The organism is Acinetobacter pullicarnis (genome assembly GCF_006352475.1).
Classification (GTDB): Bacteria; Pseudomonadota; Gammaproteobacteria; order Pseudomonadales; family Moraxellaceae; genus Acinetobacter; species Acinetobacter pullicarnis.
Map to the genome: position 1 here is coordinate 3,627,897 of NZ_VCMZ01000001.1, position 25,379 is coordinate 3,653,275.

General features: G+C 39.6%; 21 protein-coding genes and 4 tRNA genes. 7 read left to right on the plus strand and 18 right to left on the minus strand.

The window, feature by feature from the left end; all coding sequences use genetic code 11:
• Positions 1-27: 27 nt before the first annotated feature.
• Positions 28-2,337: a hypothetical protein gene (locus FD716_RS16270; RefSeq protein WP_139853281.1), complete on the minus strand. Its 2,310-nt coding sequence runs from the start codon at positions 2,335-2,337 to the stop codon at positions 28-30.
• A gap of 438 nt (positions 2,338-2,775) precedes the next feature.
• Between FD716_RS16270 and fic the strand changes: the two genes are divergently transcribed.
• The 3 genes from fic to FD716_RS16285 all read left to right on the plus strand — a co-directional run bounded on the left by fic (position 2,776) and on the right by FD716_RS16285 (position 5,949).
• A complete protein-coding gene (fic, locus tag FD716_RS16275; protein WP_139853282.1) occupies positions 2,776-3,906 on the plus strand; it encodes a protein adenylyltransferase Fic in 1,131 nt (376 codons plus the stop codon).
• A 142-nt stretch (positions 3,907-4,048) separates the two neighbouring features.
• Positions 4,049-5,139 (plus strand): IS4-like element ISAba1 family transposase gene (locus FD716_RS16280; RefSeq protein ID WP_088631513.1). Its coding sequence is split into 2 segments (ribosomal slippage): positions 4,049-4,589 and positions 4,589-5,139, totalling 1,092 coding nucleotides; the frame shifts between segments, so codons are not numbered across the junction.
• A 474-nt stretch (positions 5,140-5,613) separates the two neighbouring features.
• Entirely contained in the window at positions 5,614-5,949 is a 336-nt protein-coding gene (locus FD716_RS16285) for a DUF1622 domain-containing protein (protein WP_139853283.1), read from the plus strand.
• 92 nt (positions 5,950-6,041) lie between these two features.
• Here FD716_RS16285 and FD716_RS16290 read toward each other — a convergent pair whose 3' ends face one another.
• Together FD716_RS16290 and FD716_RS16295 are read right to left on the minus strand one after the other, a co-directional pair.
• Positions 6,042-6,833 (minus strand): suppressor of fused domain protein, encoded by a 792-nt coding sequence (locus FD716_RS16290; protein ID WP_139853284.1) that lies wholly within the window; start codon positions 6,831-6,833, stop codon positions 6,042-6,044.
• A gap of 139 nt (positions 6,834-6,972) precedes the next feature.
• A complete protein-coding gene (locus FD716_RS16295) occupies positions 6,973-7,863 on the minus strand; it encodes a tetratricopeptide repeat protein (protein ID WP_139853285.1) in 891 nt (296 codons plus the stop codon).
• A gap of 398 nt (positions 7,864-8,261) precedes the next feature.
• On the opposite strand from FD716_RS16295, the gene FD716_RS16300 reads away from it, so the two are divergent.
• Together FD716_RS16300 and FD716_RS16305 are read left to right on the plus strand one after the other, a co-directional pair.
• Positions 8,262-8,498, plus strand: coding sequence for a hypothetical protein (locus FD716_RS16300; protein WP_139853286.1), 237 nt, complete (start codon positions 8,262-8,264; stop codon positions 8,496-8,498).
• Between the two features lie 280 nt (positions 8,499-8,778).
• Positions 8,779-8,854 (plus strand) — tRNA-Thr (locus FD716_RS16305).
• Positions 8,855-8,940: 86 nt separating this feature from the next.
• Here the strand turns inward: FD716_RS16305 and FD716_RS16310 are convergent.
• The 3 genes from FD716_RS16310 to FD716_RS16320 all read right to left on the minus strand — a co-directional run bounded on the left by FD716_RS16310 (position 8,941) and on the right by FD716_RS16320 (position 12,416).
• Positions 8,941-9,780, minus strand: coding sequence for an SAM-dependent methyltransferase (locus FD716_RS16310; RefSeq protein ID WP_139853287.1), 840 nt, complete (start codon positions 9,778-9,780; stop codon positions 8,941-8,943).
• A 6-nt stretch (positions 9,781-9,786) separates the two neighbouring features.
• Positions 9,787-11,085 (minus strand): FAD-dependent oxidoreductase, encoded by a 1,299-nt coding sequence (locus FD716_RS16315; RefSeq protein WP_215895473.1) that lies wholly within the window; start codon positions 11,083-11,085, stop codon positions 9,787-9,789.
• Between the two features lie 455 nt (positions 11,086-11,540).
• Positions 11,541-12,416, minus strand: coding sequence for a pirin family protein (locus FD716_RS16320; RefSeq protein ID WP_139853288.1), 876 nt, complete (start codon positions 12,414-12,416; stop codon positions 11,541-11,543).
• Positions 12,417-13,525: 1,109 nt separating this feature from the next.
• Here FD716_RS16320 and FD716_RS16325 point away from each other — a divergent pair.
• Both FD716_RS16325 and bfr read left to right on the plus strand, forming a co-directional pair.
• Positions 13,526-13,720 (plus strand): bacterioferritin-associated ferredoxin, encoded by a 195-nt coding sequence (locus tag FD716_RS16325; RefSeq protein WP_139853289.1) that lies wholly within the window; start codon positions 13,526-13,528, stop codon positions 13,718-13,720.
• A 263-nt stretch (positions 13,721-13,983) separates the two neighbouring features.
• Complete coding sequence (bfr, locus tag FD716_RS16330) at positions 13,984-14,448, plus strand: heteropolymeric bacterioferritin subunit Bfr (RefSeq protein ID WP_139853290.1); 465 nt, start codon at positions 13,984-13,986, stop codon at positions 14,446-14,448.
• 91 nt (positions 14,449-14,539) lie between these two features.
• On the opposite strand, the gene FD716_RS16335 is transcribed toward bfr, so the two are convergent.
• The 12 genes from FD716_RS16335 to FD716_RS16390 all read right to left on the minus strand — a co-directional run bounded on the left by FD716_RS16335 (position 14,540) and on the right by FD716_RS16390 (position 25,358).
• Positions 14,540-16,186, minus strand: coding sequence for a PglL family O-oligosaccharyltransferase (locus FD716_RS16335; protein WP_139853291.1), 1,647 nt, complete (start codon positions 16,184-16,186; stop codon positions 14,540-14,542).
• A 167-nt stretch (positions 16,187-16,353) separates the two neighbouring features.
• Positions 16,354-16,851 (minus strand): pilin, encoded by a 498-nt coding sequence (locus FD716_RS16340; protein WP_139853292.1) that lies wholly within the window; start codon positions 16,849-16,851, stop codon positions 16,354-16,356.
• A 216-nt stretch (positions 16,852-17,067) separates the two neighbouring features.
• Complete coding sequence (locus FD716_RS16345; protein WP_139853293.1) at positions 17,068-17,628, minus strand: TPM domain-containing protein; 561 nt, start codon at positions 17,626-17,628, stop codon at positions 17,068-17,070.
• Positions 17,622-18,653, minus strand: a complete 1,032-nt coding sequence (locus FD716_RS16350) for a TPM domain-containing protein (protein WP_139853294.1) — start codon at positions 18,651-18,653, stop codon at positions 17,622-17,624. The genes FD716_RS16345 and FD716_RS16350 overlap by 7 nt, the downstream gene beginning before the upstream one ends.
• A 39-nt stretch (positions 18,654-18,692) precedes the next feature.
• Positions 18,693-19,283: a LemA family protein gene (locus tag FD716_RS16355; protein ID WP_139853295.1), complete on the minus strand. Its 591-nt coding sequence runs from the start codon at positions 19,281-19,283 to the stop codon at positions 18,693-18,695.
• Positions 19,284-19,632: 349 nt separating this feature from the next.
• On the minus strand, positions 19,633-20,034 hold the full coding sequence (locus FD716_RS16360; protein ID WP_139853296.1) for a ribosome-binding factor A: 402 nt from the start codon (positions 20,032-20,034) through the stop codon (positions 19,633-19,635).
• A complete protein-coding gene (gene infB, locus FD716_RS16365) occupies positions 20,034-22,730 on the minus strand; it encodes a translation initiation factor IF-2 (RefSeq protein WP_139853297.1) in 2,697 nt (898 codons plus the stop codon). The genes FD716_RS16360 and infB overlap by 1 nt, the downstream gene beginning before the upstream one ends.
• A gap of 14 nt (positions 22,731-22,744) precedes the next feature.
• Positions 22,745-24,229, minus strand: a complete 1,485-nt coding sequence (nusA, locus tag FD716_RS16370) for a transcription termination factor NusA (protein ID WP_139853298.1) — start codon at positions 24,227-24,229, stop codon at positions 22,745-22,747.
• Positions 24,230-24,265: 36 nt separating this feature from the next.
• Positions 24,266-24,790: a ribosome maturation factor RimP gene (gene rimP / locus FD716_RS16375; RefSeq protein WP_139853299.1), complete on the minus strand. Its 525-nt coding sequence runs from the start codon at positions 24,788-24,790 to the stop codon at positions 24,266-24,268.
• Positions 24,791-24,993: 203 nt separating this feature from the next.
• A tRNA-Met gene (locus FD716_RS16380) sits at positions 24,994-25,070 on the minus strand.
• 90 nt (positions 25,071-25,160) lie between these two features.
• A tRNA-Met gene (locus FD716_RS16385) sits at positions 25,161-25,237 on the minus strand.
• Positions 25,238-25,273: 36 nt separating this feature from the next.
• Positions 25,274-25,358 (minus strand) — tRNA-Leu (locus FD716_RS16390).
• Between the last annotated feature and the right edge of the window lie 21 nt (positions 25,359-25,379).

Sequence of the window (25,379 nt, forward strand, 5' to 3'; positions counted from 1 at the left end):
AATTAACCTAACAGATTGAAGCTAAAGTTAATTTTTGGGGTTATTACCTTTTTCAACATTAGCAGTTGAACCCTTGATCAACACCTTCCTGATTGGGACTGCTGGTTTTGGTTGGAAAATCTCATTGTAAGCTAAATATTTGATGACTGTTTGTTTGAACAAATTTTGCTTTTTTCTGTCTCTAACATCAAATACTACGAATTTTGAGTTAAATTCTCGTTGTGATGAAAATACAGCTATAGATTCCGTATCGCTATACACATTCTGAGGATCTTTTTTTGACTTACCCTCAAAATGAGTTGTTAAGAACTTATGCCAATAATCAATTATTGAAGTTGCAGTGCCATCGATATTCATAAGCTTAGTTCGAGGAAAGAAAAACAAAACATCAGCAATACTTTTATTCTGGATATTAAGGCTCCAACATCCCAGATAACCTACACATTTTGATAGCGGTCGGGCTCTTTTACCAAAACGGATGAAACTTGTGAAAAGCTTAGAAAATTCTTCTTGTGAGATAGCCCCCCATGCTTTTACATCTAATCTAAATTGGATTCTATAGACCACAGCATCTTGAACTAAAATAGCATTTAGATAATCGATAGCTGTCGCATAACGTCTAGCACAAGTTTTATATTGTCCCTCAATTGCCGTTCTTTTATTCATCTCTAAATATTTGGAACTAATCCTGTTTTTTAGTCTTCCATAATGAACTGAATCTCCAATATATCTATCTCTTAAAGCGGCAATCGTCCTATTCAACTCAAAAATTTTAGTTATATTAAGATCGAACTTATCGTCCATTTTGTTCTTGAAAAAGAAACCTCTTATACCAAAATTTTCCACATTCATATGAGGACTTAAAGCAAAATTTTGACTGTAATCTAAGAGTTGTTGCACTGCCTGAAATTCATCAATCAAACTAAAATATTGCCGGCAGCATGTTGTAATCGAACTTGTCCATTCATCTTCGGTTAATGAATTTGACTCATTAAACTGCCTAGGGAAATCGAAAAAGCTACCAAATGAAACCAGTACATTTTCAATAAAAATTTCTAATCGCACACCGACTTCGGCTAGTCCTTTAAAGTTATTATCAATGCAGGCATATTCTTCATACATCAACTGTGCTATCTCAATTCGTTCAATAGCAGCTGTTGGTAAATCTTTATATTGCCAAATTTTTTCTGGATTTTTGCCTTCTATTCGTTTTTTCCACTGCTCAATATTGCTCTGATATGCTAGTAATGGGTCGTAATATACAAATTCATCAAGCCTTAAAAACTCCCCATTAAGAGGGATATTACCCGCATTGTTTCGGTAATCCAGCTTTATGATGTAATCAATGTATGCGTAGTAGCCCAGAATCCAATACTTAAACTGGTGTATATGCTCTGTTTGGTGATATGAAATTTTTGTAAAATCGTGCTTGGTAATTTGCTTTGACAGGTTTAGCCAATTGGTGATTGCGACGCCTGAATCAAACTTGTCTCGACTGATACTATCGGTGAGCTTTTCAATTATTTTTTTCGAGCTAAGCTTCTTTTTACCCTTAAAAAACAAAATACAATGCAAATTCAAGCCATGCTGATGATCACTTTCCCACTTAAATAATCCATTCAAAAAATCAGGAAACCGATTTAAGTACATCTGAATTTTAGTGATGTACCCTAAATTGATTCGGATAAATTCATGTTCTGGACTATTAAATGAGTTTTTTAGATTTATATCCAGACACAGAACATTCAATTCCAAATTTTGTGAAATAAGGGAATCAAAATCCATGCATAAATAGTTATGCTCAAAAGAACTTGTTCTACTTTCAGCTCCCACATTCCAGTCAATACTTGTCTGATTATCTTTAATCTCTTTTTTTAAAGCTGCTATTTGCTTTGTAGGGAATGTTTTATCACCCCATCCATGGAAAAGTTTTTGCAAATTTGGGGATAAATGGGCATAAGGATCATTCTCATCTAAGTGTAAAAAATATTCACTTGCATTCTGTATATTTCTAATACATTCCATCAGTTTAGTAGAGGTCGTCCATTGTCTAAACTTATATCCACAGTCGGGTAAAATAGTTGTGTTAGATACCAACTTACTAAAATACAAATATGTATCTTGATCGAACTCACGCCCCTCGTTACTCGTATTTAAAAACTTCTCAAGTACAGGATTTCTGTGGCTACGAATGTCCTCAAAAAAGTTGGAAAAGTTTTCTAACACATCAACAGACTCCTTGAAAAAGGTCATCTTTCCACGTTCATCAAATGACAACGATGCATATGAGTGTGGAACTCGTAGCCTTAATAATTCAAAAAGTCTTTTATTTTCCATAACAATAAAATCAAATACATTTTAAGAATTTGAATTTAATATATGTTTGATTAAAATTCAATTTTTAAATTACCTATTAATCACATCGTTTTAAAATAAAAATAACATTATTTAGAATTATTAATCAGCAAAATTTTAAGTAAGATTCCATATTGCATAATTTTCAGTAGCCAATTCCAGAAGTTTAATTGGCAGTCTTTCCCTCAATTTTCTCAAACACAAAGCACTCACATAGAGTAATTACCATTCATAATTAAGTTAAGTAAACATTAGCTCTTAATCATGTTTATGCTATCGACACATATTAGAAGTCATGTCGATTTTTCTAATTTTTATCGACATGACACCCTAATCATGTTTATGCTATCGACATATCGTACATGTCATGTCGACTTTTTTATTTTTATCGACATAACAATAAATATCGGAATGAATACAATGGCTCAATGGCAAGCAACTGAACCCTACAATAATCTACCTTCATTGCCACCTGAGCAGGATGTAGAGACCAAAGTGGTACTCAAGCTATGTATTGAAGCTAGATCAGCATTGGCTGAATTAAAACAGGCGGGCGAATTGATCCCGAACCAAACCATCCTGATCAATATCATTCCATTGTTAGAAGCAAAGGACAGTTCGGAAATTGAGAATATTGTCACAACTACAGACAAACTATTTCAACACGCACAAGGCCATGATGATCAAGCAGATCATGCCACTAAAGAAGCTCTTAGATACCGGACGGCATTATATCAAGGTGTACAATCCATTCAGGAACGCCCTTTAAATACCAGTACTGCTATCGAGATATGCCAGATGATTAAAGGCGTGGACTTAGATATAAGAGCAACCACTGGCACAGCATTAAAGAATAGCTACACTGGAGTAGTAATTTACACACCACCAGTCGGACAAGAAACTATCCGTAACCTACTATCTAACTTAGATCAATTCCTACATTACAATCAGGATATAGATCCTTTGATCAAGATGGCGATTGCTCACTATCAATTTGAAGCGATACACCCTTTTGTTGATGGTAATGGACGTACAGGAAGAATTCTTAATATTCTGTATTTGATGGATCGTCAGTTACTTACATTGCCGATTCTCTATCTGAGTCGTTTTATCATCCAGAACAAAGCTAGATACTACGAATTGCTATTGAGCGTTACCACACAAGGGAATTGGCAAGAATGGATTCTATTCATGCTGCAAGCAGTGAAAAATACTAGTGAATGGACTATTGCCAAAATCAAAGCAATACGACAACTGCATGAACATAGCATCGAATACATCAAAAAACATGCTGAAAAAATTTACTCAAGGGAGTTGGTCGATGTTATTTTTGAACAACCCTATTGCCGTATAGCTAATCTGGTAGAAAAAGATATAGCCAAAAGACAAGCTGCATCTACCTATCTAAAGAAATTAGTTGAGTTAGGAGTACTGAAAGAAATTACTGTTGGTAAAGAGAAATTATTTCTGCATCCAAAGTTGTTGCATCTATTAACCAGTGATGAAAACCAATTTAGTCTATATGGTGCAAATAAACTTAACCCAACTTAAACTGATTGAGTTTTTCCCTGAAGTTATTATTAAAACTGATACTGTTTTAGTCTTAATAGTAACAAAATCTTCTCTGTACACGACAAAAATAGATAACTCATTGAAATAATGTCATAATAATTGTTTTCTAACGACGAATACTATGACACATCTCAATGAGTTATATCTTATCTTAAACAAATATCTAAAATGGAACAAGTCACATTTAAAGTGCTTTGCGCTCATCATGCTTGTGATTATTTTAAAGCAAACATGTAATCTTTCTTCTGCATCTAAAGCCTTGCCCATCAAGTGCTTACCACAATCATTTTATCGACGTATGCAGCGCTTCTTTGCAGGTCAGTATTTTGATTATCGTCAAATTTCTCAGTTGATTTTCAATATGTTTTCATTCGACCAAGTGCAACTGACTTTAGATAGAACCAATTGGAAATGGGGAAAACGAAATATTAATATCCTGATGCTCGCAATCGTTTATCGTGGAATAGCGATACCTATCCTTTGGACATTGCTTAATAAACGTGGAAATTCAGATACGAAAGAGCGTATTGCTTTGATTCAACGCTTTATAGCCATTTTTGGTAAAGACCGTATTGTGAATGTGTTCGCAGACAGAGAGTTTATCGGTGAGCAGTGGTTTACATGGTTAATTGAACAAGACATCAACTTCTGCATTCGTGTTAAAAAAACTTCATTGTCACCAATCATTTAGGAAAGAATCATAAAATTAGTGATTTATTTCGCCATCTTAAAGTTGGTCAAATTGAATGTCGTAAACGACGGATTTTGGTTGGTCGGGTGAAACTATATATAAGTGCACTACAGTTAGAAAATGGAGAGCTTTTACTCGTCGTTTCTCCTCAGTTTAATGCCAATGCTATTCAGGATTATGCATTACGCTGGGAAATTGAAACCTTATTCAGTTGTCTCAAAGGACGCGGGTTTAATCTTGAAAATACGCGCTTGACAGACCCTAGACGAGTGAAAAAATTGATTGCGGTGTTAGCTATAAGCTTCTGTTGGTGTTACTTAACGGGTGAATGGCAACATGATCAAAAAAAAGTGATAAAAATAAAGAAGCATGGACGACTCTCAATGAGTTTATTTCGCTATGGTTTAGACTATGTTCAAATGGCGATTCAGCGTTTAATTGGTTTTGGGAAAAAAGAAGAGTTTAAGGAAATTTTGGCAATTTTAAGAAGGCAGAACCCTGATAGGATAAGGGTTCTGTGAAATTTGTCGTGTACAGAGCAAAATCTTATAAAGCTTTTATCCTATAGTAAAAACAGGCGCTAAGTAGATACGGAAGTACCCTTATTCATTTGGGGGTATAATTGGGGGTAAAATCCTAAAAATGTTTTTTTAAATTATATTAATTTCATTAACTTAATTAGAAAATGTGATTCCCTCTCTCACCGCCAAGAATTACCATCATGCATCCACATGATGTCAAAAGGCTTACACCTAAAAGGTTTAAGCCTTTTTTGTTGTCTGCGAAGAATACCCAGCACCCGAAGTTTTAGCTCTGCGTGGTACGACATCTATCATCTGTTCTGAATCTTATGCCTTATTTAATAGAATCTATGACAATAGCCAAGTTTCCACATCATCAAGCTGTGACAAAATCACGATAATTTTCTTTAATGTTGTTGGAAATGACTGATATTTTAAATAAATAAAATTTAAAATCTATGCTTGAGGCTTTTAATGTTTGAGATATCGTTTTTACGTGAAATATTAATTTCTAGTGTTCATTTTCTTCAATTATTTTTAGAAATCATTTCCGTCATTTGTGTGGTCATCGGATTAGTTAAAACACTGATTATTCTTATTCAATTAAAATCTGGCCGAACTGCACGTTATTGCTTTGGTGACTGGCTCGCAACAGCATTAGAATTTCAATTGGCTGCCGACATTTTAATTACTACAGTCGATCCAGATTTGGATAGTTTGATTAAGCTGGCAATTATTGCTGTGATTCGAACCTTCTTAAATTACTTCCTAAGCAAAGAGCTTGAACATAAGCCCGCTATTGAAAAATAAACGAAGCTTATGCACTAAAGCATTCTTTGATTGATCCCGTGCATTTATAAGACCTTAACATCTTATGATGCATCGGATCATTCATCAAAAAACTATTTCACAACAGATGCACGATGACGATCACTCACTTGCCCAATGCCACTCTTCATCAGTTTTTGAAGTAAAGCATCACGACCATGCTCCATTGACCATTGCATTTCTTCATCGGTAATCACAATAGCCACCAAAAATTCCATTTTTCCATTTGGGAGCTGAATACCCGTGGGCAATGGTTGTTGAGCTTTGGTAATTAGGACATTGATCTGATCTTCACTATTCTCACCGACCTGAATCGCTTCTACAGTTAAGCCATTATATTCTTCTACTCGATTCAAAATACCTGCATCGTTGCTAAGCTCTGCATTGGCAAACCACTGTAGAAACCAAAGTGGCCATTCTTCATTCTCTTTGGTAATCAATAAGACCTCATAGCCATAACCTGCTGTCTCTGGAACGGTCATCTGCGGATTTTTATTTTCTAATGTTGCAGAGCTAGACGTTACTCGCCCTTGATCATCATACTCAAGCTGTACATTGGTTGCCTTCATATTAGCTGGCATATCAACATTGCTTAGCCCAAAACTGGTATAAGCCCACAATCCCTTCGCTATTTTATCCGCAGGGATCACATAGAACCCACCAGCAGGCCAGACCACAAATAATGACGGTGATTTCATAATATCAGCTGGCAGCGCCCCTATATGCTGCTCATAAAAAGCTGTTCGTGCATCATAAACCTGCTGCCATTGTTGCTCTTTATCTAACTGCGCAAAACTGATACTTGAAGCTGTTAGTGCCCCTATCCCTGGTATAAATTTAATTAACTTTTTAAGTGTTTTAATCATTATCTACTCTATTCGACACTAAATATAAAAAGAAATATCCAAGTAGAACCAAATTTACATGCATGATTCTACCGATAAATACAATTCACTTGGATACTGAAAAAAATTAATCATAAAGATGAATTTAATATTTTAAAATTTAAAGTGGGCATTCAACTGCAGTCATGACTTTCCCATTCACCATACGCTCAACCTGTTGACAATCACCTTGTTGCTGCAGACTTTCTCTGATGATTTGAATCGCAGCCGGTACGCCAGCATCGGCAGCTTGCTGAATGAGTTGCATCGCCTTCTCTTGATCTTGTTTAACGCCCTTCCCTTCATAATATGCAGCAGCAAGATTAAATTTGGCTTCTGGCATACCAAGATCAGCTGCCTTTTGTAGGAGCGCTACCGATTTTTGATCACTTTGCATCACACCATCACCACGGCTATAAAGTGTTGCAAGGTTTGCCATCGCTCTTGGATTGTTTTGCTTAATACTGCGCTCCAAGTATGCTACGGCTTGCTGATTATTCTGAGTAACAGCTTGGCCTTTATAATACATCCACCCCAAATTATTTAATGCCAAACTATCATTTTGCTTCGCGGCTGCTTCCGTCCATTTCAAGGCAAGTGCATCATTTTGTGTCACCCATTGCCCTGCCAAATAATAACCGCCTAAAGTGGTTTGTGCTGTCACCTGTCCAGCCTCGGCTGCAGTGGTTAACCACTTCACACCTTCCTGTTCGTTTGGAGCAACGCCAGTCCCGCGAATCAGCATCATCCCAACCATATACTGCGCATAGGGATTCCCTTGCAATGCCGCTTTTTTGCCATATTCAAATGCTTTAGCAAGGTCTTTTTCTACCCCATCGCCTTTGCCATACATCATCAGCAACTGCATTTGTGCAGCCATATCCCCTTGATTCGCCTGATTAACAAGCTGTCTAGCTGCAACAGAGGTCGTATCTGCTTGCGCCATCGCTGCAATCGAAAGTAATAGAGAAAAACTGAAAACCTGTAAACCATTTTTTATCTTGACGACCATCACCACACTTCCTATTTTTAGAAAAATTTACATGCTAAACAAAATGATATCTCAATAACCTTTTTTTATAACAGGCTATAACTTAAATATTATCAGCAGCAAGCATTTTTAGACAATACTCGATTCAAACACAAGTCGGATGGCATATATTTTGAATATTTTAAACAGCCATAGTGGATACAGACCGGATCTCTCTCATTTAAATTTGGGACTTGCTCAAAAAAAATAAACTGCTATAACTCAATGGAACAGTCCAAAACAACACATGGCCGACTGTCCAAAAAAGCAGCAACTTATCATATAGACGCAATGTTCAACATTTAAACTGAAAATGCGGTAAACCTAAAAAACGAAGTACAAAGTAGTGATTACATAGAATCTGCTATTCGGGAGTGACAATGAATAACAGCATAAATTATGTCAAACAGCTCAAAAATGCTAAACGTGGCGGTTATACCCCAACCCTTGCAAAGGACATCAATAAACACAAAATTCAGAAAGTAACACGACTCATCGAAGAATGGAGAAGCTTGGCAAATGAATTAAAACCTCAAATGCAAATTGATATGGCACTTACTTTAGAAGAATGCGCTCAAGCGCTAGACCAAATATTAAGAGGCAAAGAAAACAGATAAATGTACAAGACCTTGAAGCAGCGAATACGACCAATCTTATGGATCAAAGCCTATGATTATGCGTAATTAAGTAACATTATTCTCATTCATGCCAATATCGCCCATCTTTCACAGGTGGGCGATATTGTGACTACCACGATTAAAGACTTTTAAATAAACAAAAAACTCATTAAATCAATATATTGAGTTAGTAGTAGCAATATTTAAACTGACCTTACATCTATATTCTTTTATTTTCACTTGCAATCTGCAGTAAATTCTGTAGAATCTGCGCCACGTTGCCGACATAGCTCAGTTGGTAGAGCAACTGACTTGTAATCAGTAGGTCCACAGTTCGAATCCGTGTGTCGGCACCAAACAGATAAAATCATATAATTCAGTATTATGTTATATGATGAATTAAGCCCTAAATTATAATGATTTAGGGCTTTTTTTATGGTGTTTACTTCAGGTACTGTGCACTCACTTGCACATAACGGATCAAGCCATCTTGATACAAATACCGACAAAGCTTGGCCGTCATCTTGATTTTTAAATAATCAAACTGCAAGCATTGTGACAATTTCGGTGTGCCTAACTCTTGTGCATAGTTTGCAAAGCCATCCAACACCGGCTTAGAGAGATCTTCAATACAAATTTGCGTCAGTTGATCTTGTTGTAATTGCTCAATCAATTGCGCCTGTGTCATCAAATCTTGAATATCAACATCTGCTGCTTTGAGTAAATATTTATAACGTTGCTGCTGAATAGCACTCAATTGCTGCCATGGCTGAGTTAAAAGCAAATAATGAAAACCTAATCGTGCGCCATTGCGCATGACCGATGTCACGGCACTTAAAAAAGGAGTTAACGGACTATGATAGGCGGCATCAATGCACATGATCACATCGAAGTTTTGTTTAAACTGCATCTGTGCCAGTTCAAGAAAGGATTGTGTATATAACACAGGACATGGGTGGAGGAATTGTTGTATCTGTTCAATACAACTTTGCTGCAACTCAACACCAGTCAGTTGCTGAATGGCGTAGTGCTGTTGCCAATAGGCCAAACTCGCACCTTGGCCACAGCCTAAGTCGAGCAGTACATCCGAAGCGTTGAGTTGAACAGCTTGAGCAAGTCGCTCAGCCAATTGCTGGCATGCTTGCGCATAATTCACCGTCTCTACATCCCAATAACCCAAATTACTCCAGGCCAATTGTGTTTGGTCACCGAGATAATTTGAGTTAATGGCATATTTATGCGTTGGTTTCCATTGAGATAATGGCTTCCACCAGCGTTGCATTTTTAATTAATAACCAAGCTCTGGTGCAACTTCAACTTTCGGTTTTAAACCGACAAAATCTAGCGGTGCACCAAAGATTTCAGCGATATGCATTGCGGAAGTTACAGCTGATTCTAAAATTGGCAAACCGTCACAAGACCATGAACCACAATAGAAGATTTTACGATCCAGACTGCGATGACGTTCTTGTAATGCTTTATTCAATGCTACTGTTTTAGAGTCAACCACAGCGCGGTTTAAAGTGACTGTAGAGATAATCTTTTTAGGATCAATATCGGTCACTGGTCGCCAGGTTTGAAATACTGGTGTCTTACCAACCAAACTCGGCTCAATTGAGTTTAACCAAACCGTAAACTGTTGACGGGTAAATTGACGATCCATCATATAGCTTAGCACTGCCCAATCTTTACGCTGGGGTGGCATCACAGAGGGATCGGTATGAATCACTAAATCACCTTGCTCAAAACGGAATTGTTTAAGCAAGGCAATATCATCTGCAAACTGAATTGGATCCAAGAATTCATCAATCTTGTTAGTCGGTGTTGCAACGACAACCCGATCAAAGTAATCATTTTCCCCAGTTTCATTCATCACCAAGATTTGATCATCTTTTTCAGTGATCTGGGTAATGGCTGAACCGCTACGGATTTCAATTCCTTGAATTAACTTATCCACGAGCGCAGGTGTTCCACCTTGTAGACGCAATAAAGCATCACCATCCGTTAGCTGTCTTAAAAAAATCAACAATGGCTTGGCAGGCCATTCACCAATCGTTTTAGGGTTACAGGTGCAAATTGTATAAAGTACGGGCATCACCGCACCATGCCAAAAAACCTCTTCGATATGGTGCTGATTCATAAATTCAGCCAAGGTAATATCTTGATTTTTTGATTTAAAAAACTGATGAATTGCAGTTTTAAGTTGCAACATACCTTTGACTAAGCGCCAGCCATACTGCTTGATTCCTTTACGATTATTAATAATTGGAAAGTTACCAATACGGCTACGTGTTGTGGTTAGCCATGTTTCTGTCTTATTTTCAAATAACCAACTGCACGCCATATAGGTACGTACAGGAAAAGTGGGAATCCCCAAATATGCCGCGAGGCTCAGTGTGTTTTTCCATAAATGTGGATTCATCACGCGTAGGGGAGCATCAATCAACCCATCTTCAAATATAACGGTATGGCTATCCATACCACGCCCTGCGAGCGCTTCGAAGATCGTAATATCATGCCCTGCATCTTTTAGAATTCTTGCGGTTGCCAGTCCGGCCATCCCACTACCAATCACTGCTATCTTCACAGTTGTTATCCATGCGTTGACGATAAGATTTATTATGAATCAAGATTTCAAGAAACCCCTTATTAAAAAGTTCCAGTTTTCCTTTTATTTTCAGATCATGGTTTCATCAATCTCATTTGAATTGTAATTTTATTGATTAGTCGCTTAATCAAATAAACCTATATTAAATCAAATATATTTTAGCTTTTTAGCAAAATAAGCTTTTAAAAAAGTAAGATAATTGGACTTTTTATTTAAATAGAGGTTTACAAACGAGTAATATTTGATTAATATTAAGCCACAAAAATGATAAAAACATCACAAAAAGGATAATAAAAGATAATAAAAGCATTAAAAAAATGAGTTAAAAATAAAACTACAGCGCAAAGGGCTTCTATGATTTCACATATAGAAGCCCTTTTATTTTTGCAGAGAGATGATGCATATTTAGACTTATTTTTCGGGATTAACCACGCCTAAATTTCTGCTTTAATCTGACCAAATTTACCGTTATTAAAATCATTAAATGCCTCAATAATTTCTTCCTGAGTATTCATGACAAACGGTCCATAGCCTTCAATTGGCTCATTCAACGGTTGGCCAGTCAATATCAAAAACTGAGCATCACTTAAAGCTTCGATATGAATATGTGGATCCGCATCGTTGGCAAATAATACAACCGAATGATCGACAATCTCGTTGGTTATATTCACGTTTACCCGACCATCTAAAACCACCAATAAACTATTATGACCTACAGGAACATAAAAATCCTGAACCTGCTCAGATTTGAGTGACACATCCCAAACATTAACTGGACTATAGGTCATTGCTGGGCCTTGCTGATCTGCAAATCTACCGGCGATAACACGCAATTGACTCCCAAACGCATCTAAGCTTATTTGTGGAAATGTCGCAGCTTCTATGGCTTGATATTTAGGTGCCGTCATTTTATCTGCAGTTGGTAAATTAACCCAGAGCTGTACCATTTCAAATAAACCACCCGTTTTAGCAAAGTCCTCTGAATGGAACTCTTGATGAACTAAACCCGCACCCGCTGTCATCCACTGTACATCACCTGTTTTGATTGTACCGCCACCACCGTGCGAGTCTTTATGCGTCACTTCACCTTTGTAGGCCAGCGTAACTGTTTCAAAACCACGATGGGGATGTGATCCAACACCACGTTGTGCCAGTGTTGGATCAAAATGATAAGGCGCAGCATAATCTAGCAATAAGAAAGGACTGATTGCTTGCCCTAGACGATCATATGAGAATAAAGTTCTGACTGGAAAACCATCACCGACCCAATGTTGTTGTTCGTTATGATAAACACCTGTTAGTTTTTTCATGCCTAGACTCCGATCACTAGGATATAATATGCAGGCATTTTAGGCATTTAAAAGTACTAAGCCCATGGGTAAACTGATATGCAATTTCCCACATATAGAACAATTAAAACTAATTCATTAAAATATATGAACTTATTTTACTAATCATTATTATCTTATAAATATGATTATGTTTATTATTGTTGAAGCCTTGTTTTAAGCCACGCGACTAATATTATAAGCGTGCAATTAGATACTGTTTAACCGATAAGAAAATTCCATGTGATTTCTACAAAAAAAATGAGAATAAACTAAGTTTGGTTTTCAAATTATATTGAAGCCACCCGATCCATATTATCTAATAATTTCAATATAATACAGAAGTCCCATAATACGCATTGCCTAATGATCAGCTCACAACGCTTAAATGATCATACAATTACACAAGTAAATGAGTTAAAGAGCGATCTAAGCATTTGTAGAAATACTGAGATGACTTGAGGCTAAATCAGAAAATTTATTCAGCCTCATCATTCCATCCTTAAGATCACCTTGTTAATCAAATGCTTAACTGCGTTGGTTTTACAGTAATTACACCCCTTTTATGCACAGTTGATAAGTCTAAAGTTATCCACAGTTCCACTATATTTTATGAGGTGTGCCTTTCCCCTTCACTTGCTCAACCCTAAAATCACAGCCTAAATAACACTGTACGTTGCTAAAAATAAATTATTTTTTAATCACTTTTCATTCTTCCTAAGTATATTTTCATTGCTTGGTTTTGGAAGAATTTGCCACTATCGATTAAATACAATCCAATACCACAGCTTATTTGCTTAAGCCGCCATACACACCTTTCACTTCATTGATTTGAAAGTACTTTTATATATTCCCAATAATGAGTGACAGCTTATCCACTCCGTTTTATTCATATGAACTGCTTTAAGATGCGGCTTAATTCATCAGCAACCAAGGCAGAATAGTTGAGTACATTATTATTTTTTCGATCATATTTTCATTTATAATCTAGAAAGACAATCACCATGTGTTAATTTTTCAACAATTTAGTTTGACAAACGATAATAATTATCAATAATAACAAGTATCCCATTTGAGTGGTGGTTAGTTAAATGTACGTTTGTTTATGTCGTGGTATTACAGATCAAGATATTCAGGAAGCTGTTGCAAATGGCGCTGAGAGTTATCGCGAAATCCGTGATTTACTCGATTTAGGCACATGTTGTGGCCGTTGTGTGCCTGAAGCACGTAGTATTATCAATAGTGAACTTGCAGAATTGGCTGCTCGACTTTCAGTTGCCGCCTGAAAATATTTAACAAGTTTAGTTGATTATTCAAACACTCATTATTATAAATAAATAGCTGAAGCTTGCTCATTACTTACTCAAAAAATCAATCCCGCTATGTTATCGCCGTATAAATTCCTCATTTCCTTCAAACTCAATGGCTTTTGATTTCGATTTTCATTTGCCGTTCAATAAACCACTCGCTCATAACGCCCAACTTGGTTAGTATGGCTGCATCTTGCCTTAAATTGTTAAGGCTAAAATCGGTTTACGGAGCTGCACCCATGAAAGGCAATCGTGATGTTATTAATCAATTAAATCAGGTGCTCTACCACCACCTCACTGCGATTAACCAATATTTCCTACATTCTCGTATGTTTAATGATTGGGGCATTGAGCAACTCGGTAGTGCTGAATACAAAGAATCTATTCGTCAAATGAAACATGCAGATAAGATTATTGCACGGGTGCTGTTTTTAGAAGGTCTACCCAATCTGCAACATCTTGGCAAACTCTACATTGGCCAACATACCGCTGAAGTTTTAAATTGTGATGTGCGTAAAGTAAAAGAAAATATTGAAGCACTGCAAATCACGGTGAAACTCGCAGAAGAAAAGCTCGACTATGTAACTCGTGATTTGGTACAAGAAATTCTAGAAAAAGAAGAAGAATACTGGGATTGGCTCACCACCCAACTCGATCTAACCGCTGCAGTCGGCATTGAAAACTATATTCAAAGCCAAATCTAAGCTACAAATGCTGTAGTGTGATGCAATAAAAAAATCCCGTACGTTATTTATAACCTACGGGATTTTTTTATTGCATTCCTTCATACAGAAACTAAGGTGTAGAAGCTACAGATACCTCAATCAAGTCAGCATATTGCTTGGTTTGACCATGTAGTTCTTTTAAGATCCAAAGTTGATGCTCTGCTTCGGCTTTTTTACCGTTAAAGGCTAAGACTCTTGCATATTTTAAGATATCAGAGCTAGAGGCTGAATTCGCGACCACCCGTTTAAAGTGTTGGAGCTCAGTCTCTGACAACTGACTACGTGGATCAAGTTGAATCCAGCGTAAGCGATCTTTAAATTGAGTGAGCACCCAAATCTGCTCCTGCATCTCCAATTGTTCTTCCGCATTTAATTGTTTTTTATACGCCAAACCATTTTGATAGCGATATAAATGATAATCGTGGTAAACAACAGAGACGAAGATTATCCCCACCACAACAAACAAGCGGAGTAGATTTGGGGGAACGTCAATACTTGGTAAACGTGGATACTGTGCCTGAATCATGCCGAGCAAAAAGCCCATCGGCAACAGGAAATAAGCATAGTGAATCGGAAACTCAAGCAAGGCATGAATCAAAATTGCACTGACCATCAACATGGCAATAATCGAAACACTTTCTTTGGCGCCTTTATTGAGCCAATACAACCAACCTGTCAAATAAAGTAAAATCAATGCGCCAATCGGAATCCCATTCCAGATCAATAGATCCAGCACCACATTATGCGCACTCTTATACCATTCATGTGATGGATACAGATCAAAGGCTGCAATTTGCGCCATGCCTGTTTGATTCCAGCCATAGCCAAACCATGGCTGCTGACCAATCGCCACCAAGCCTTGTGTCCACATATCAAAACGCAAATAGCCCGAAGAGGCACGTTGCACCACCGATGAGGTACTAATCACCTGCTGATGTGAGAATGACTCAATCAAGCTATTGATATACGGCAGTAAAAAAATCATCCCCACAAATATACCGACCCAAGCCAAACATTGCAGCATGCTCAAACGCTTAGAACGGTTAAAGGATTTAATCCCCCAATAGCCCAAGATAAACAATGCCACCACCCATGAAGTACGTGATTGGGTCAGTACAATGGTAAAAATTAGAACCAAGCTAATAGGAATCAGTGCAATTTTCGGGCAAAGTCTTTTTTCATATAAATACAGACATGCCAAGACACTCATGGTAAGAAAAGTGGCTAAATTATTGGGTTGCGCAAAGTTGGCATAAGGACGATTACCCTTTAGGTAATTCATAAAGGGTGCAAAATAGCCAATTAAATGCAGCCATTGCAACACCGCAATCAAACTGGATAACAGCCCAACAGCAATTAACAGTAGGCAAAAACGTTTAAACAAGGTTTCGCGTGCTGCTGGATTGAGCGATAGGTTATAACCCGCCACAATCATCAGCCAAAAGGACAGCAGATAACCTGTAGTGAGCAAAGCATTACTTAAGTAAAGCACCTGTCCAAAGGCCAATTGCAGCAATGGAATCAGTAACACCCAAGCCACAAGCCATTGTGGTTTTGCAACTTTAAAGGGTTGCTTGATAAAGGCTCCAAGTAAACTAAACGCCGCGCCAAAAGTCAGCAGCTCACTACCAAAAGTAGTCCACGGGGTTTTATGAAACGGGAGTAACCACGCTGCAGCAAGCAGTAAGGCGGAGAGAAGTACAAAAAAGGCTCTCATAAGACCACAATAAAAAAAGGATGCCTATTATATACAGCGTTTTCAGCCTTTGCCGAATTGATAACATTTTTAAGCTTCAACAAACTAAAAGAGGCATGCTGCCTCTTTTAGTTATGCTTTAAGTGATTGTGCTATAGCGCTTGAAACTATGACTTAGTTAAATTAAGTTATGGACTCGCTTTTACTGGAAGTGGAGTTGGAGTTCCTTTACTACAGGTTTTTGGTAAGAACTTTGCATCTATTCCAGGTGATGTACATTCCCACTTATTCACACCACCATTACTTCTCAAATCAAGCCTTAAGACTCCGCCTTTAACCTCCACTGCTACATTCTCTGTCTTAAATGTAGCAATAATGGAACATCCACCAGCAGCAACGGGTGCCCCGCCTGTTACAACGGATGCGACAAACTGTGTAGTAATTTCAGGTGCTATACCATATTTAGCAGCGTCTGCTGGAGTAGTGTTGTTCACACACACTCCGTCATTAGCAAAGGCCTCCGTCATCAGTATTTTTAATCCCCCTGCCACATTTAATGCGTCAGCAACCTGAGTACGTGCAATATAGTTTTGATAAGCCGGAATGGCAAAGGCTGCCAAAATACCAATGATCGCGACCACGATCATCAGTTCGATGAGTGAGAAACCCTTTTGAATTGTTTGCATAGAATTATCCTCTACCTTGATGGATGAATAGTGTTGAATGCTTATGATGGGTAATGGATCAAGCTCGGCTGAAAACTAAATCCACACTAGAGTAAATTATTTTATTTGTTAATTTTTTCTAAACAATTAATATTTTTTTATAGACCGATAAGCGTCACAAATGAAAAAAAACTGACAAAATTTGTCAGTTTTAAATTGAACTTAAATATTACGTATTTAGCTGAGAATAATCGGAAGGTCTAACAGTTCATTCTGTTTGGCAATCTCTGGATGCTGATCAAAGGCATTGAAAATTTTGCCTATTTCAACAATGGCTGTAGATACTGCCGCACGGTAGTCTTTATTTTTAAGCCCAATCAGTAGATCAGCACACAATTGATCCCAACACTGTTGTGAGGTCAATTGCTGGATGCCACGGTCGATTACAATCTCGACTTTCTGCTCACAGAGATTGAGGTAGAGCAACACCCCACTGTTATATTCGGTGTCCCATACCCCAAGCTCAGCAAATAGCTGCTCAGCCCTTAACCGAGTATCCATGTGATAGGCCACTCGACTGGGCATTGCCCCTTCGATCACCACTTGTATTTCACCAACATGGCCTTGTTCAGCCTGCTGCACCACATCGGCAATCGCCAATTGATCCGCTTTGGAAAAATAGCGCTTACTGGCAGGTAAATAGCAAACATGCTTTAACCAACGCTTTACGCTCGGTTGCACCTGATCTGGCAGTTTGGGTGTCGTGACAATTGTTGTCGTTTCAGTTTTCGTTACCATGAGCCTGATGCCCCTCCACCGCCAAAGCGTCCACCACCACCGCCATAACCACCGCTGCTTCCACCACCACGGCCTCCACCGCCTCCACCACGACCTGAGAGCACCGCCTGTAAGATCAGTTGCGCCAGAGGTGTGACAATTAGGAAAAATAAGCCAAAACCAACCAATAAACTGGTGATAAAGCCCGAACCGTAAATCATTCCAGCGGCAAAGCCTGTGACACCAGACGTTGCAGCACTGACTTTTTTACCGACCGCCATTGAGGCAAAAGTCCCAATAAAAAAGATCACAAGACCAGTGCTCATGATCTTATCTTTGGCCTTTTGCTCACTCACTGCTTGTTGCTGACGTTGCTGTAATTCTTCTGCGGCTTGCTTGGCAATTTGTGGATCCAAATTGAGAATTTGTTCAATTTCACTTAAGGCTTGTTGTATACCCAATGCAAATTGACCTTGTTTAAATGCAGGTGTAACTTGATTTCTAATAATCTGCCCCACCACAATATCGGGCAGTACACCTTCAAGGCCATAGCCTGTCGCAATATGAATGCGACGATCATCTACTGCCACGGCAATCACCACACCATTGTCGGTCTTATTAGAACCCAGTTTCCACTGCTCCCCAACACGCATGGCGAAATCAAAAATACTTTCTGGCCCCGTACTGCGCACAATCACAATCCCAACTTGTGCTTTACCCTGCTGATAAAGCTGCAATATCTGCTGACTCAGCTGTTGCTTTTCTGCAGGGCTAAGAATATTGGCTTGATCGATGATGGGACTATTTAAATTGGATAAGGTGACTAAACTGTCACTGCCTGCTGTATTGGCAACGTCAGTTGAGGCTACATCTAACGAGGTATTTGCTTGTCGCTGATCTGCTAGATGCGCATTTTGTACCGCACCTGCTGTAATATCTGATTCAGCCTGTACCGACAGTTGCAGGCTGAAAAATAGCATGAAGACAAGTACCAATCGCACCATCAGGTTCACTTGACGCACAAGAAATTGAGTAAAATCTGACATTAATTCATCCTTATTTTACTTGTGATGCATGCTATAGACTTATTCAAACTGCACGGTTGGGGCTTTGTCTGCACCACTTTCCGCTTGGAAGTTTGGCTTGGCTTTCATACCAATCACTTTAGCAGTCATGACTTGCGGGAACTGGCGAACATAGGTGTTGTAATCTTGCACCGTGCTAATGTAGCGGGTACGCGCTACTCCAATACGATTTTCAGTACCTTCAAGCTGGATCTGCAAATCACGGAATTGCTCATTGGCTTTTAAGTCCGGATAGTTTTCACTCACCGCCAACAGACGTGACAATGCGCCCGACATTTGTGCTTGTGCTTGTTGATACTTCTGAAACAGTTCTGGATCTTCGAGTACTTCTTTATCGACTTTAATGCCTGCAACATTGGCACGCGCCTCAGTGACTTCAGTCAGAACCGTTTGCTCATGCTTGGCATAACCTTTCACCACGTTGACTAAGTTGGGTACCAAGTCTGTCCGACGTTGATATTGGTTTTGCACTTCAGACCACGATGCAATCACCGCCTCATCTTTGGCTTGTAAGGTGTTATAACCACAGCCAGAGAAAATCAGTGTACTACTCAACGTCATGGTCAATACGGCTTTCTTGATCAAGTTCATCTCATCGTCCCCAAAGTATTTGCTTGTATTTATTCAGATTAAAAAGATTTTAACCTATAGATTCTAACGAAAAGATCTAAAAGTTTTGTTTCATTTCTGCGTCATCAAAGTCCAGCATTGTTTAACTTTTCCCACAGCAGATGTGATCTGCCATCCCCATCTTATATCACATCGGCATCTCAATCTAATGTTGACATAGCTGTCTCTGATCACGGTAAGGCCATGGGTTAACCTGCTCATGATTCAAATATAACCTACAAATAAACAAATCTTGCGCACACAAAAAAGCCACCCTGAGGTGGCTTCAATCTTTTGGTTTAGAGCTGTCTAAATATTTTCAAGCTTTAATTTAGGCTTGATCTTCGTCTTCACGCTCAGGTAAGTCTTTCACTGCTTCCGCAATGAGACCAAACATATAGTTACCATATGCATTGGTTTTGTCGTAATGAAAACGTAAACGTGGCGTTATACGTGTCTTTAAACGACGACTTAATTCTTGACGCAAAAAACCAGAAGCTTTATTTAGAATGTCTAAAGTATCTTTGTGTGCTTGCTCATTTTGATCATTTTCAAGTTCACGGCCCATCACGGTTACGTAGATATCAGCATAACCTAGATCTGGACTGACCTTGACCGCAGAGATGGTCACAAGACCACCTAAGCGCGGATCTTTGAGCTCTTGGCGAATAAGTTCTGACAACTCACGTTGTACAGTATCACCCATTCGCTTAAGACGCTGACTTCCAGCCATTAAAGACTCCGTTTAACCATTTGAACACTATAGACTTCGATTTTATCGAGTTCTTTAATGTCGTTATAACCTTTCACCGCTAAACCACACTCAATACCAGCGCGGACATCGTCAACCACTTCTTTATAACGACGGAGTGATTCGAGTTCACCTTGGAACACCACCACATCATCACGTAGAACGCGAATTGGTTTGTTACGGTAGATAACACCTTCCATAACCATACAACCCGCTGCAGCACCGAACTTACTTGAACGGAATACGTTACGAACTTGTGCAACACCCAGAATCGTTTCACGATGCTCTGGTGCCAACTTACCGCTCATTGCGTTTTTCACGTCATCAATCAATTCATAGATGATGCTGTAGTAACGAATATCGATACCGTCTTGGTCAGACTTCTGACGTGCAGTTGTATCGGCACGTACGTTGAAGCCAAGCAATACGCCATCAGAAGATTCAGCAAGGGTCACGTCAGACTCGGTGATTGCACCAACACCTGAACCGATGATCACAACTTTCACTTCATCTGTAGAAAGATCGTTCAAGGCAACTGTAAGTGCTTCCAAGGTACCACGAACATCGGTTTTCAATACGATATTGACGGCTGGTACATCTTTTTTGCCCATCGACGCCATGATGTTCTCAAGACGCATTGCGCTTTGACGTTCAAGACGTTTTTGACGCTCACGATCTGAACGTGCATCGGCAACTTCACGGGCTTTTTTCTCGTCGGTTACAACAAGAACTTCATCACCCGCCATTGGCGCTTCAGGTAAACCTAAAACTTCAACAGGAATAGATGGGCCAGCAGATTGAATACGGTTACCATTTTCATCGATCATGGCACGTACACGACCATGTGCAGAACCTGCAAGTACCAAGTCGCCTACACGTAAAGTACCGTTTTGAATCAACATCGAAGTTACAGCACCGCGATTTTTATCAATACGCGACTCAATTACAACACCTTGTGCAGCACCTTCAGCAGAAGCTTTCAGTTCGAGCATTTCAGCTTGGATTGAGATCAAATCGAGTAAATCGTCGATACCCGCACCACTATGTGCCGACACCATTGCCACTGGAACGTCACCGCCCCATTGTTCAGGCACGATTTGTTTTGCAGTTAACTCATTTAAGACGCGATCTGGATCTGCAGATTCTTTGTCCATTTTGTTAATGGCAACAATGATTGGAGTACCAGCAGCACGTGCATGGTCAATCGCTTCAGCAGTTTGTGGCATTACACCATCATCCGCTGCAACAACAAGCACCACGATATCCGTTGCTTTCGCACCACGTGAACGCATGGCCGTAAATGCCGCATGTCCAGGAGTATCGAGGAACGTGATAATGCCTTTTTCAGTTTTAACGTGGTAAGCACCGATATGCTGTGTAATCCCGCCTGCTTCACCAGAAGCAACTTTAGAGCGACGAATACGGTCAAGCAATGATGTTTTACCATGGTCAACGTGACCCATAATGGTAACAACAGGTGGACGCGTTGTTTGTACGCCACGTGCTTCTTCAGCTGCTTCAAGTAGGTTGTCTTCTGCTTGAGTATCTGAAACCAAAATTGGGTTATGGCCCATTTCTTCAACCACGAGAGATGCAATTTCTTGATCAATCGCTTGGTTTTGCGTCACTAACTCACCCATTTTCATGAGTGATTTAATCACTTCACGCACTTTAACTGCCATTTTCTGAGCAAGATCGGCAACCACAATGGTTTCGCCAATTTCTACATCGTAGACTTGCTTTTTAACTGGTTTTTCAAAGCCATGCTTATTTGATTGGCTGGTTTTTAGACCACGTTTATGTTGATTATGGCTAAAGTTTTGCTCTTCTTGACCACGACGTCCGCCTTTTTTAGCAGAGCGTGGATTAGTTGAGTTGGTACCGCGTTTGATTTCACGGTCTTCTTTCGCAAATGAATCTTCATAAGCCTGACCAACCAAGCCAGCTGCAAGTGGTGAATCATCTACAACACGAATGGTTGCAGTTGCATCATCACTTGAGTATTTGGTTGCCATTTGACGCATTTGCTCAAGCGTGCGCTGTTGCGCTTCTTCAGCCGACTTACGACGAACTGCTTCTTCAGTTGCTTTTAACTGTGCAGCTTGTACTTCGCGTGCTTTTTTCTGTTCTGCAGTTTCAGTCGGTTTAACCACAGCCTTCACAATCGGCTTGTTGGTTGAACGACGTTTCACTACAACTTCTGCTTTTTGAGATACTTTGTGTGCAGTTTCTTTTTTCTGTGCAGCACGCATGGCATCTAAAGTTGCACTTGCTTTATTTTCAGCAGGTGCTGCAGAAGCAACTTGTGACTTTTGATCAGCAAAGAATTTTGCATCTGCATCTGCCTTGGCGCGTGCTTCAGCTTTAATCTGTTCAGGATCCGGCTTAGTAAAAGTATGCTTTTTGCGTACTTCTACATTAATAGTTTTCGCTTTCCCTGAGGTACTCGCAACTTTAGCGGTACTGGTGGTTTTACGTTTCAACGTGATTTTTCCTGCATTGCCGCCTGGCTGACTTTGACCTCGAGTAAGGTGAGCCATCAAACGATCTTGCTGTTCATTGCTGATAGAATCATCAGCATTTTTTTGTGGTAGCCCTGCTTCACGCACTTGATCCAGAAGTTTTTCTACTGGGAGTCCTACCTTGACCGCTAACTCTTGAACTGACTTATCCGTCATGTATTACCTCCTAGTTAATTAAACCATGATTCACGTGCCTTCATGATGAACTGACCAGCTTTCTCAGCACCTAGACCCTCGATATCTTCAATATCGTCGGTTGCTTGATCGGCTAAGTCATCTACAGTTACAACACCACGTTGGGCTAATGCATATGCGATCTCAGCGCTCATTCCTTCCATTGCTAGAAGTTCTGGGCTTGGATCTTGAGTGTTCTCTTGCTGTTGCAATGCATCAGCGAGAGTCGCTTCTTTGGCACGGCTCTGTAACATTTCAACCAATTCAGCATCAAGCTCAATCTCGTCAAATGTTTCTGCAGGAACATAAGCAATTTCTTCAAGTGAAGTAAAGCCCATTTCCACCAAGGCCATCGCCAAGTCATCTTCAATATCTAAACGTGCAGTAAACATGTCTAAATACTGTTGCGCTTCACTTTGTTGACGAGCACGGTACTCATCTTCAAGCATCATGTCCAGTTTATAACCTGTCAATTCAGATGCTAAACGAACATTTTGTCCTTGAGAACCGATGGCACGTGCCAGTTGGTCACTGGTTGCAAAAATAATATCTGCAGTACGCTCTTCTTCATCAATGACAATACCTGACACATCAGCAGGTTCTAAAGCGCTGGCGATGTATTGAGCAGGATCATCAGACCATACCACTACATCAATACGTTCACCATTTAATTCTTGCTGTACAGCTTGGATACGTGTACCACGCATACCAATACATGCACCGACTGGATCAATACGATGATCGTTGGTTTTCACCGCGATTTTCGCACGTACACCCGGTTGACGAGCTGCCGCTTTAATTTCAATGATTTCTTCAGAAATTTCAGGAATTTCTTTTTTCATCAACGCGATAAGCATTTCAGGTTTCGCACGTGACAACACCAGTTGTGCACCGCGACCTTCACGATTCACGTTATGTAAAATAGCGTTAATACGTTGCTTAGGACGAAGAACTTCTTTAGGAATCATTTCTTCACGGGCTAAATACGCTTCCGCATTATCCCCTAAATCGATGATAAAACCATCTTTGGTTTGTTTTTTAACTTCGCCGTAAATGAGTTCACCCACTTTCGACTCGTAAGCATCAGCAATCAGTGCACGCTCAGCTTCGCGAATTTTTTGCACAATCACTTGTTTTGCAATTTGTGCAGCAATACGACCGAATTCAATCGACTCGACCTCAAGTTCGCGTACATCACCAATTGACCATTCTTCTGGATTTAAATCAGAAATGGCATCCTGGCAAGCAGGCATTTCATGATCTTCATCAGCAACAACCGTCCATTGACGGAAAGTGCTGTATTCACCCGTTTTACGGTCAATTTCTACACGAAGTTGCGCTTCTTCAGCATGCGTACCTTCATAGAATTTTTTCTTCGTTGCAGCCACTAACGCTTGTTCTAGCGCTTCGAAGATTGCCTCACGACTAACACCTTTTTCATTACTAACCGTTTCAGCGACGGTAAGAATTTCGCGGCCCATAAGTCACCTACTCTTCAAATTCTTATTAATTAAAATTTAGTCTTGGAAGATCAAATTCGCTTTGTCTATGTTGTTGCTGTCAATTTCCAGCACCTGTTGCTTCTCAACTTCGACTTGAATTAATTCACGCTCGATATCAACAGATAACAATTTCGCTTGAAACTTACGTCGATTTTCAACTGCTGAAATCAAGCGCAACGCGATTTGTTGTCCAATATAATCTTGCATTTGGTTTAATTGGAAGAAAGGGCGATCCCAACCTGGAGAGGATACTTCTAATGCATATTCACCAGAAATAGGATCATGGACATCGAGTATTGCACCCACTTGCTGAGTGACGCGTACGCAGTCTTGTACACCAATACCACGACCTAACTCTTCTTCACCATCTTCGTTAATTACTGGCTCAGCATTCGCATCAATGCTTCTATCTATGTAGATACGTAATAACGAACGTTTACCTTGAGGAACAAAATCAATTCCCCAAAGCTCAACATCACAAGCATTTACTGCTGGAGCAATTAAATCTTGTAATACTTGGGTTTTATTTGATAGCTTCATTTACTCTCGTCATTTTTTGCGCAGTGCAGCCGACCGGTGGGTCGACACCAATTTACTATAGTGCAGCATAATTATTTGACCAATTGATGTCGACACTACACGATAGCCAATAAAAAAGGGCGTTAATCGCCCCTATTATTGCACAGAAAGTTAAAGTCCACTGTGCAAAAAGGCCCACCTATTTGTGAGCCCTCTTAGAAACTTGGTAGCGGGAGCTGGATTTGAACCAACGACCTTCGGGTTATGAGCCCGACGAGCTACCAGACTGCTCCATCCCGCATCAACGTGCAAATATTATATACAATAAATAAATAAATTCAACCGAAGTATTTACTCATTACATCTGATTTAAGTTGCACCTTAAATCAATTGGTAGCGGGAGCTGGATTTGAACCAACGACCTTCGGGTTATGAGCCCGACGAGCTACCAGACTGCTCCATCCCGCATCCAAAGCTGCTTGCATCAACGATCTGGTTTATCGTTGGTGCGGAAGGGGGGACTTGAACCCCCACGCCCGAAGGCACTACCACCTCAAGGTAGCGTGTCTACCAATTCCACCACCACCGCAGCTGCACGCATTCTAGTGCT

What these genes read in the sequence shown, in the direction of transcription:
- FD716_RS16270 (WP_139853281.1), bottom strand. Translation starts at nt 2,337, where the DNA reads ATGGAAAATAAAAGACTTTTTGAATTATTAAGGCTACGAGTTCCACAC.
- fic (WP_139853282.1), top strand. Translation starts at nt 2,776, where the DNA reads ATGGCTCAATGGCAAGCAACTGAACCCTACAATAATCTACCTTCATTG.
- FD716_RS16285 (WP_139853283.1), top strand. Translation starts at nt 5,614, where the DNA reads ATGTTTGAGATATCGTTTTTACGTGAAATATTAATTTCTAGTGTTCAT.
- FD716_RS16290 (WP_139853284.1), bottom strand. Translation starts at nt 6,833, where the DNA reads ATGATTAAAACACTTAAAAAGTTAATTAAATTTATACCAGGGATAGGG.
- FD716_RS16295 (WP_139853285.1), bottom strand. Translation starts at nt 7,863, where the DNA reads ATGGTCGTCAAGATAAAAAATGGTTTACAGGTTTTCAGTTTTTCTCTA.
- FD716_RS16300 (WP_139853286.1), top strand. Translation starts at nt 8,262, where the DNA reads ATGAATAACAGCATAAATTATGTCAAACAGCTCAAAAATGCTAAACGT.
- FD716_RS16310 (WP_139853287.1), bottom strand. Translation starts at nt 9,780, where the DNA reads ATGCAACGCTGGTGGAAGCCATTATCTCAATGGAAACCAACGCATAAA.
- FD716_RS16320 (WP_139853288.1), bottom strand. Translation starts at nt 12,416, where the DNA reads ATGAAAAAACTAACAGGTGTTTATCATAACGAACAACAACATTGGGTC.
- FD716_RS16325 (WP_139853289.1), top strand. Translation starts at nt 13,526, where the DNA reads ATGTACGTTTGTTTATGTCGTGGTATTACAGATCAAGATATTCAGGAA.
- bfr (WP_139853290.1), top strand. Translation starts at nt 13,984, where the DNA reads ATGAAAGGCAATCGTGATGTTATTAATCAATTAAATCAGGTGCTCTAC.
- FD716_RS16335 (WP_139853291.1), bottom strand. Translation starts at nt 16,186, where the DNA reads ATGAGAGCCTTTTTTGTACTTCTCTCCGCCTTACTGCTTGCTGCAGCG.
- FD716_RS16340 (WP_139853292.1), bottom strand. Translation starts at nt 16,851, where the DNA reads ATGCAAACAATTCAAAAGGGTTTCTCACTCATCGAACTGATGATCGTG.
- FD716_RS16345 (WP_139853293.1), bottom strand. Translation starts at nt 17,628, where the DNA reads ATGGTAACGAAAACTGAAACGACAACAATTGTCACGACACCCAAACTG.
- FD716_RS16350 (WP_139853294.1), bottom strand. Translation starts at nt 18,653, where the DNA reads ATGTCAGATTTTACTCAATTTCTTGTGCGTCAAGTGAACCTGATGGTG.
- FD716_RS16355 (WP_139853295.1), bottom strand. Translation starts at nt 19,283, where the DNA reads ATGAACTTGATCAAGAAAGCCGTATTGACCATGACGTTGAGTAGTACA.
- FD716_RS16360 (WP_139853296.1), bottom strand. Translation starts at nt 20,034, where the DNA reads ATGGCTGGAAGTCAGCGTCTTAAGCGAATGGGTGATACTGTACAACGT.
- infB (WP_139853297.1), bottom strand. Translation starts at nt 22,730, where the DNA reads ATGACGGATAAGTCAGTTCAAGAGTTAGCGGTCAAGGTAGGACTCCCA.
- nusA (WP_139853298.1), bottom strand. Translation starts at nt 24,229, where the DNA reads ATGGGCCGCGAAATTCTTACCGTCGCTGAAACGGTTAGTAATGAAAAA.
- rimP (WP_139853299.1), bottom strand. Translation starts at nt 24,790, where the DNA reads ATGAAGCTATCAAATAAAACCCAAGTATTACAAGATTTAATTGCTCCA.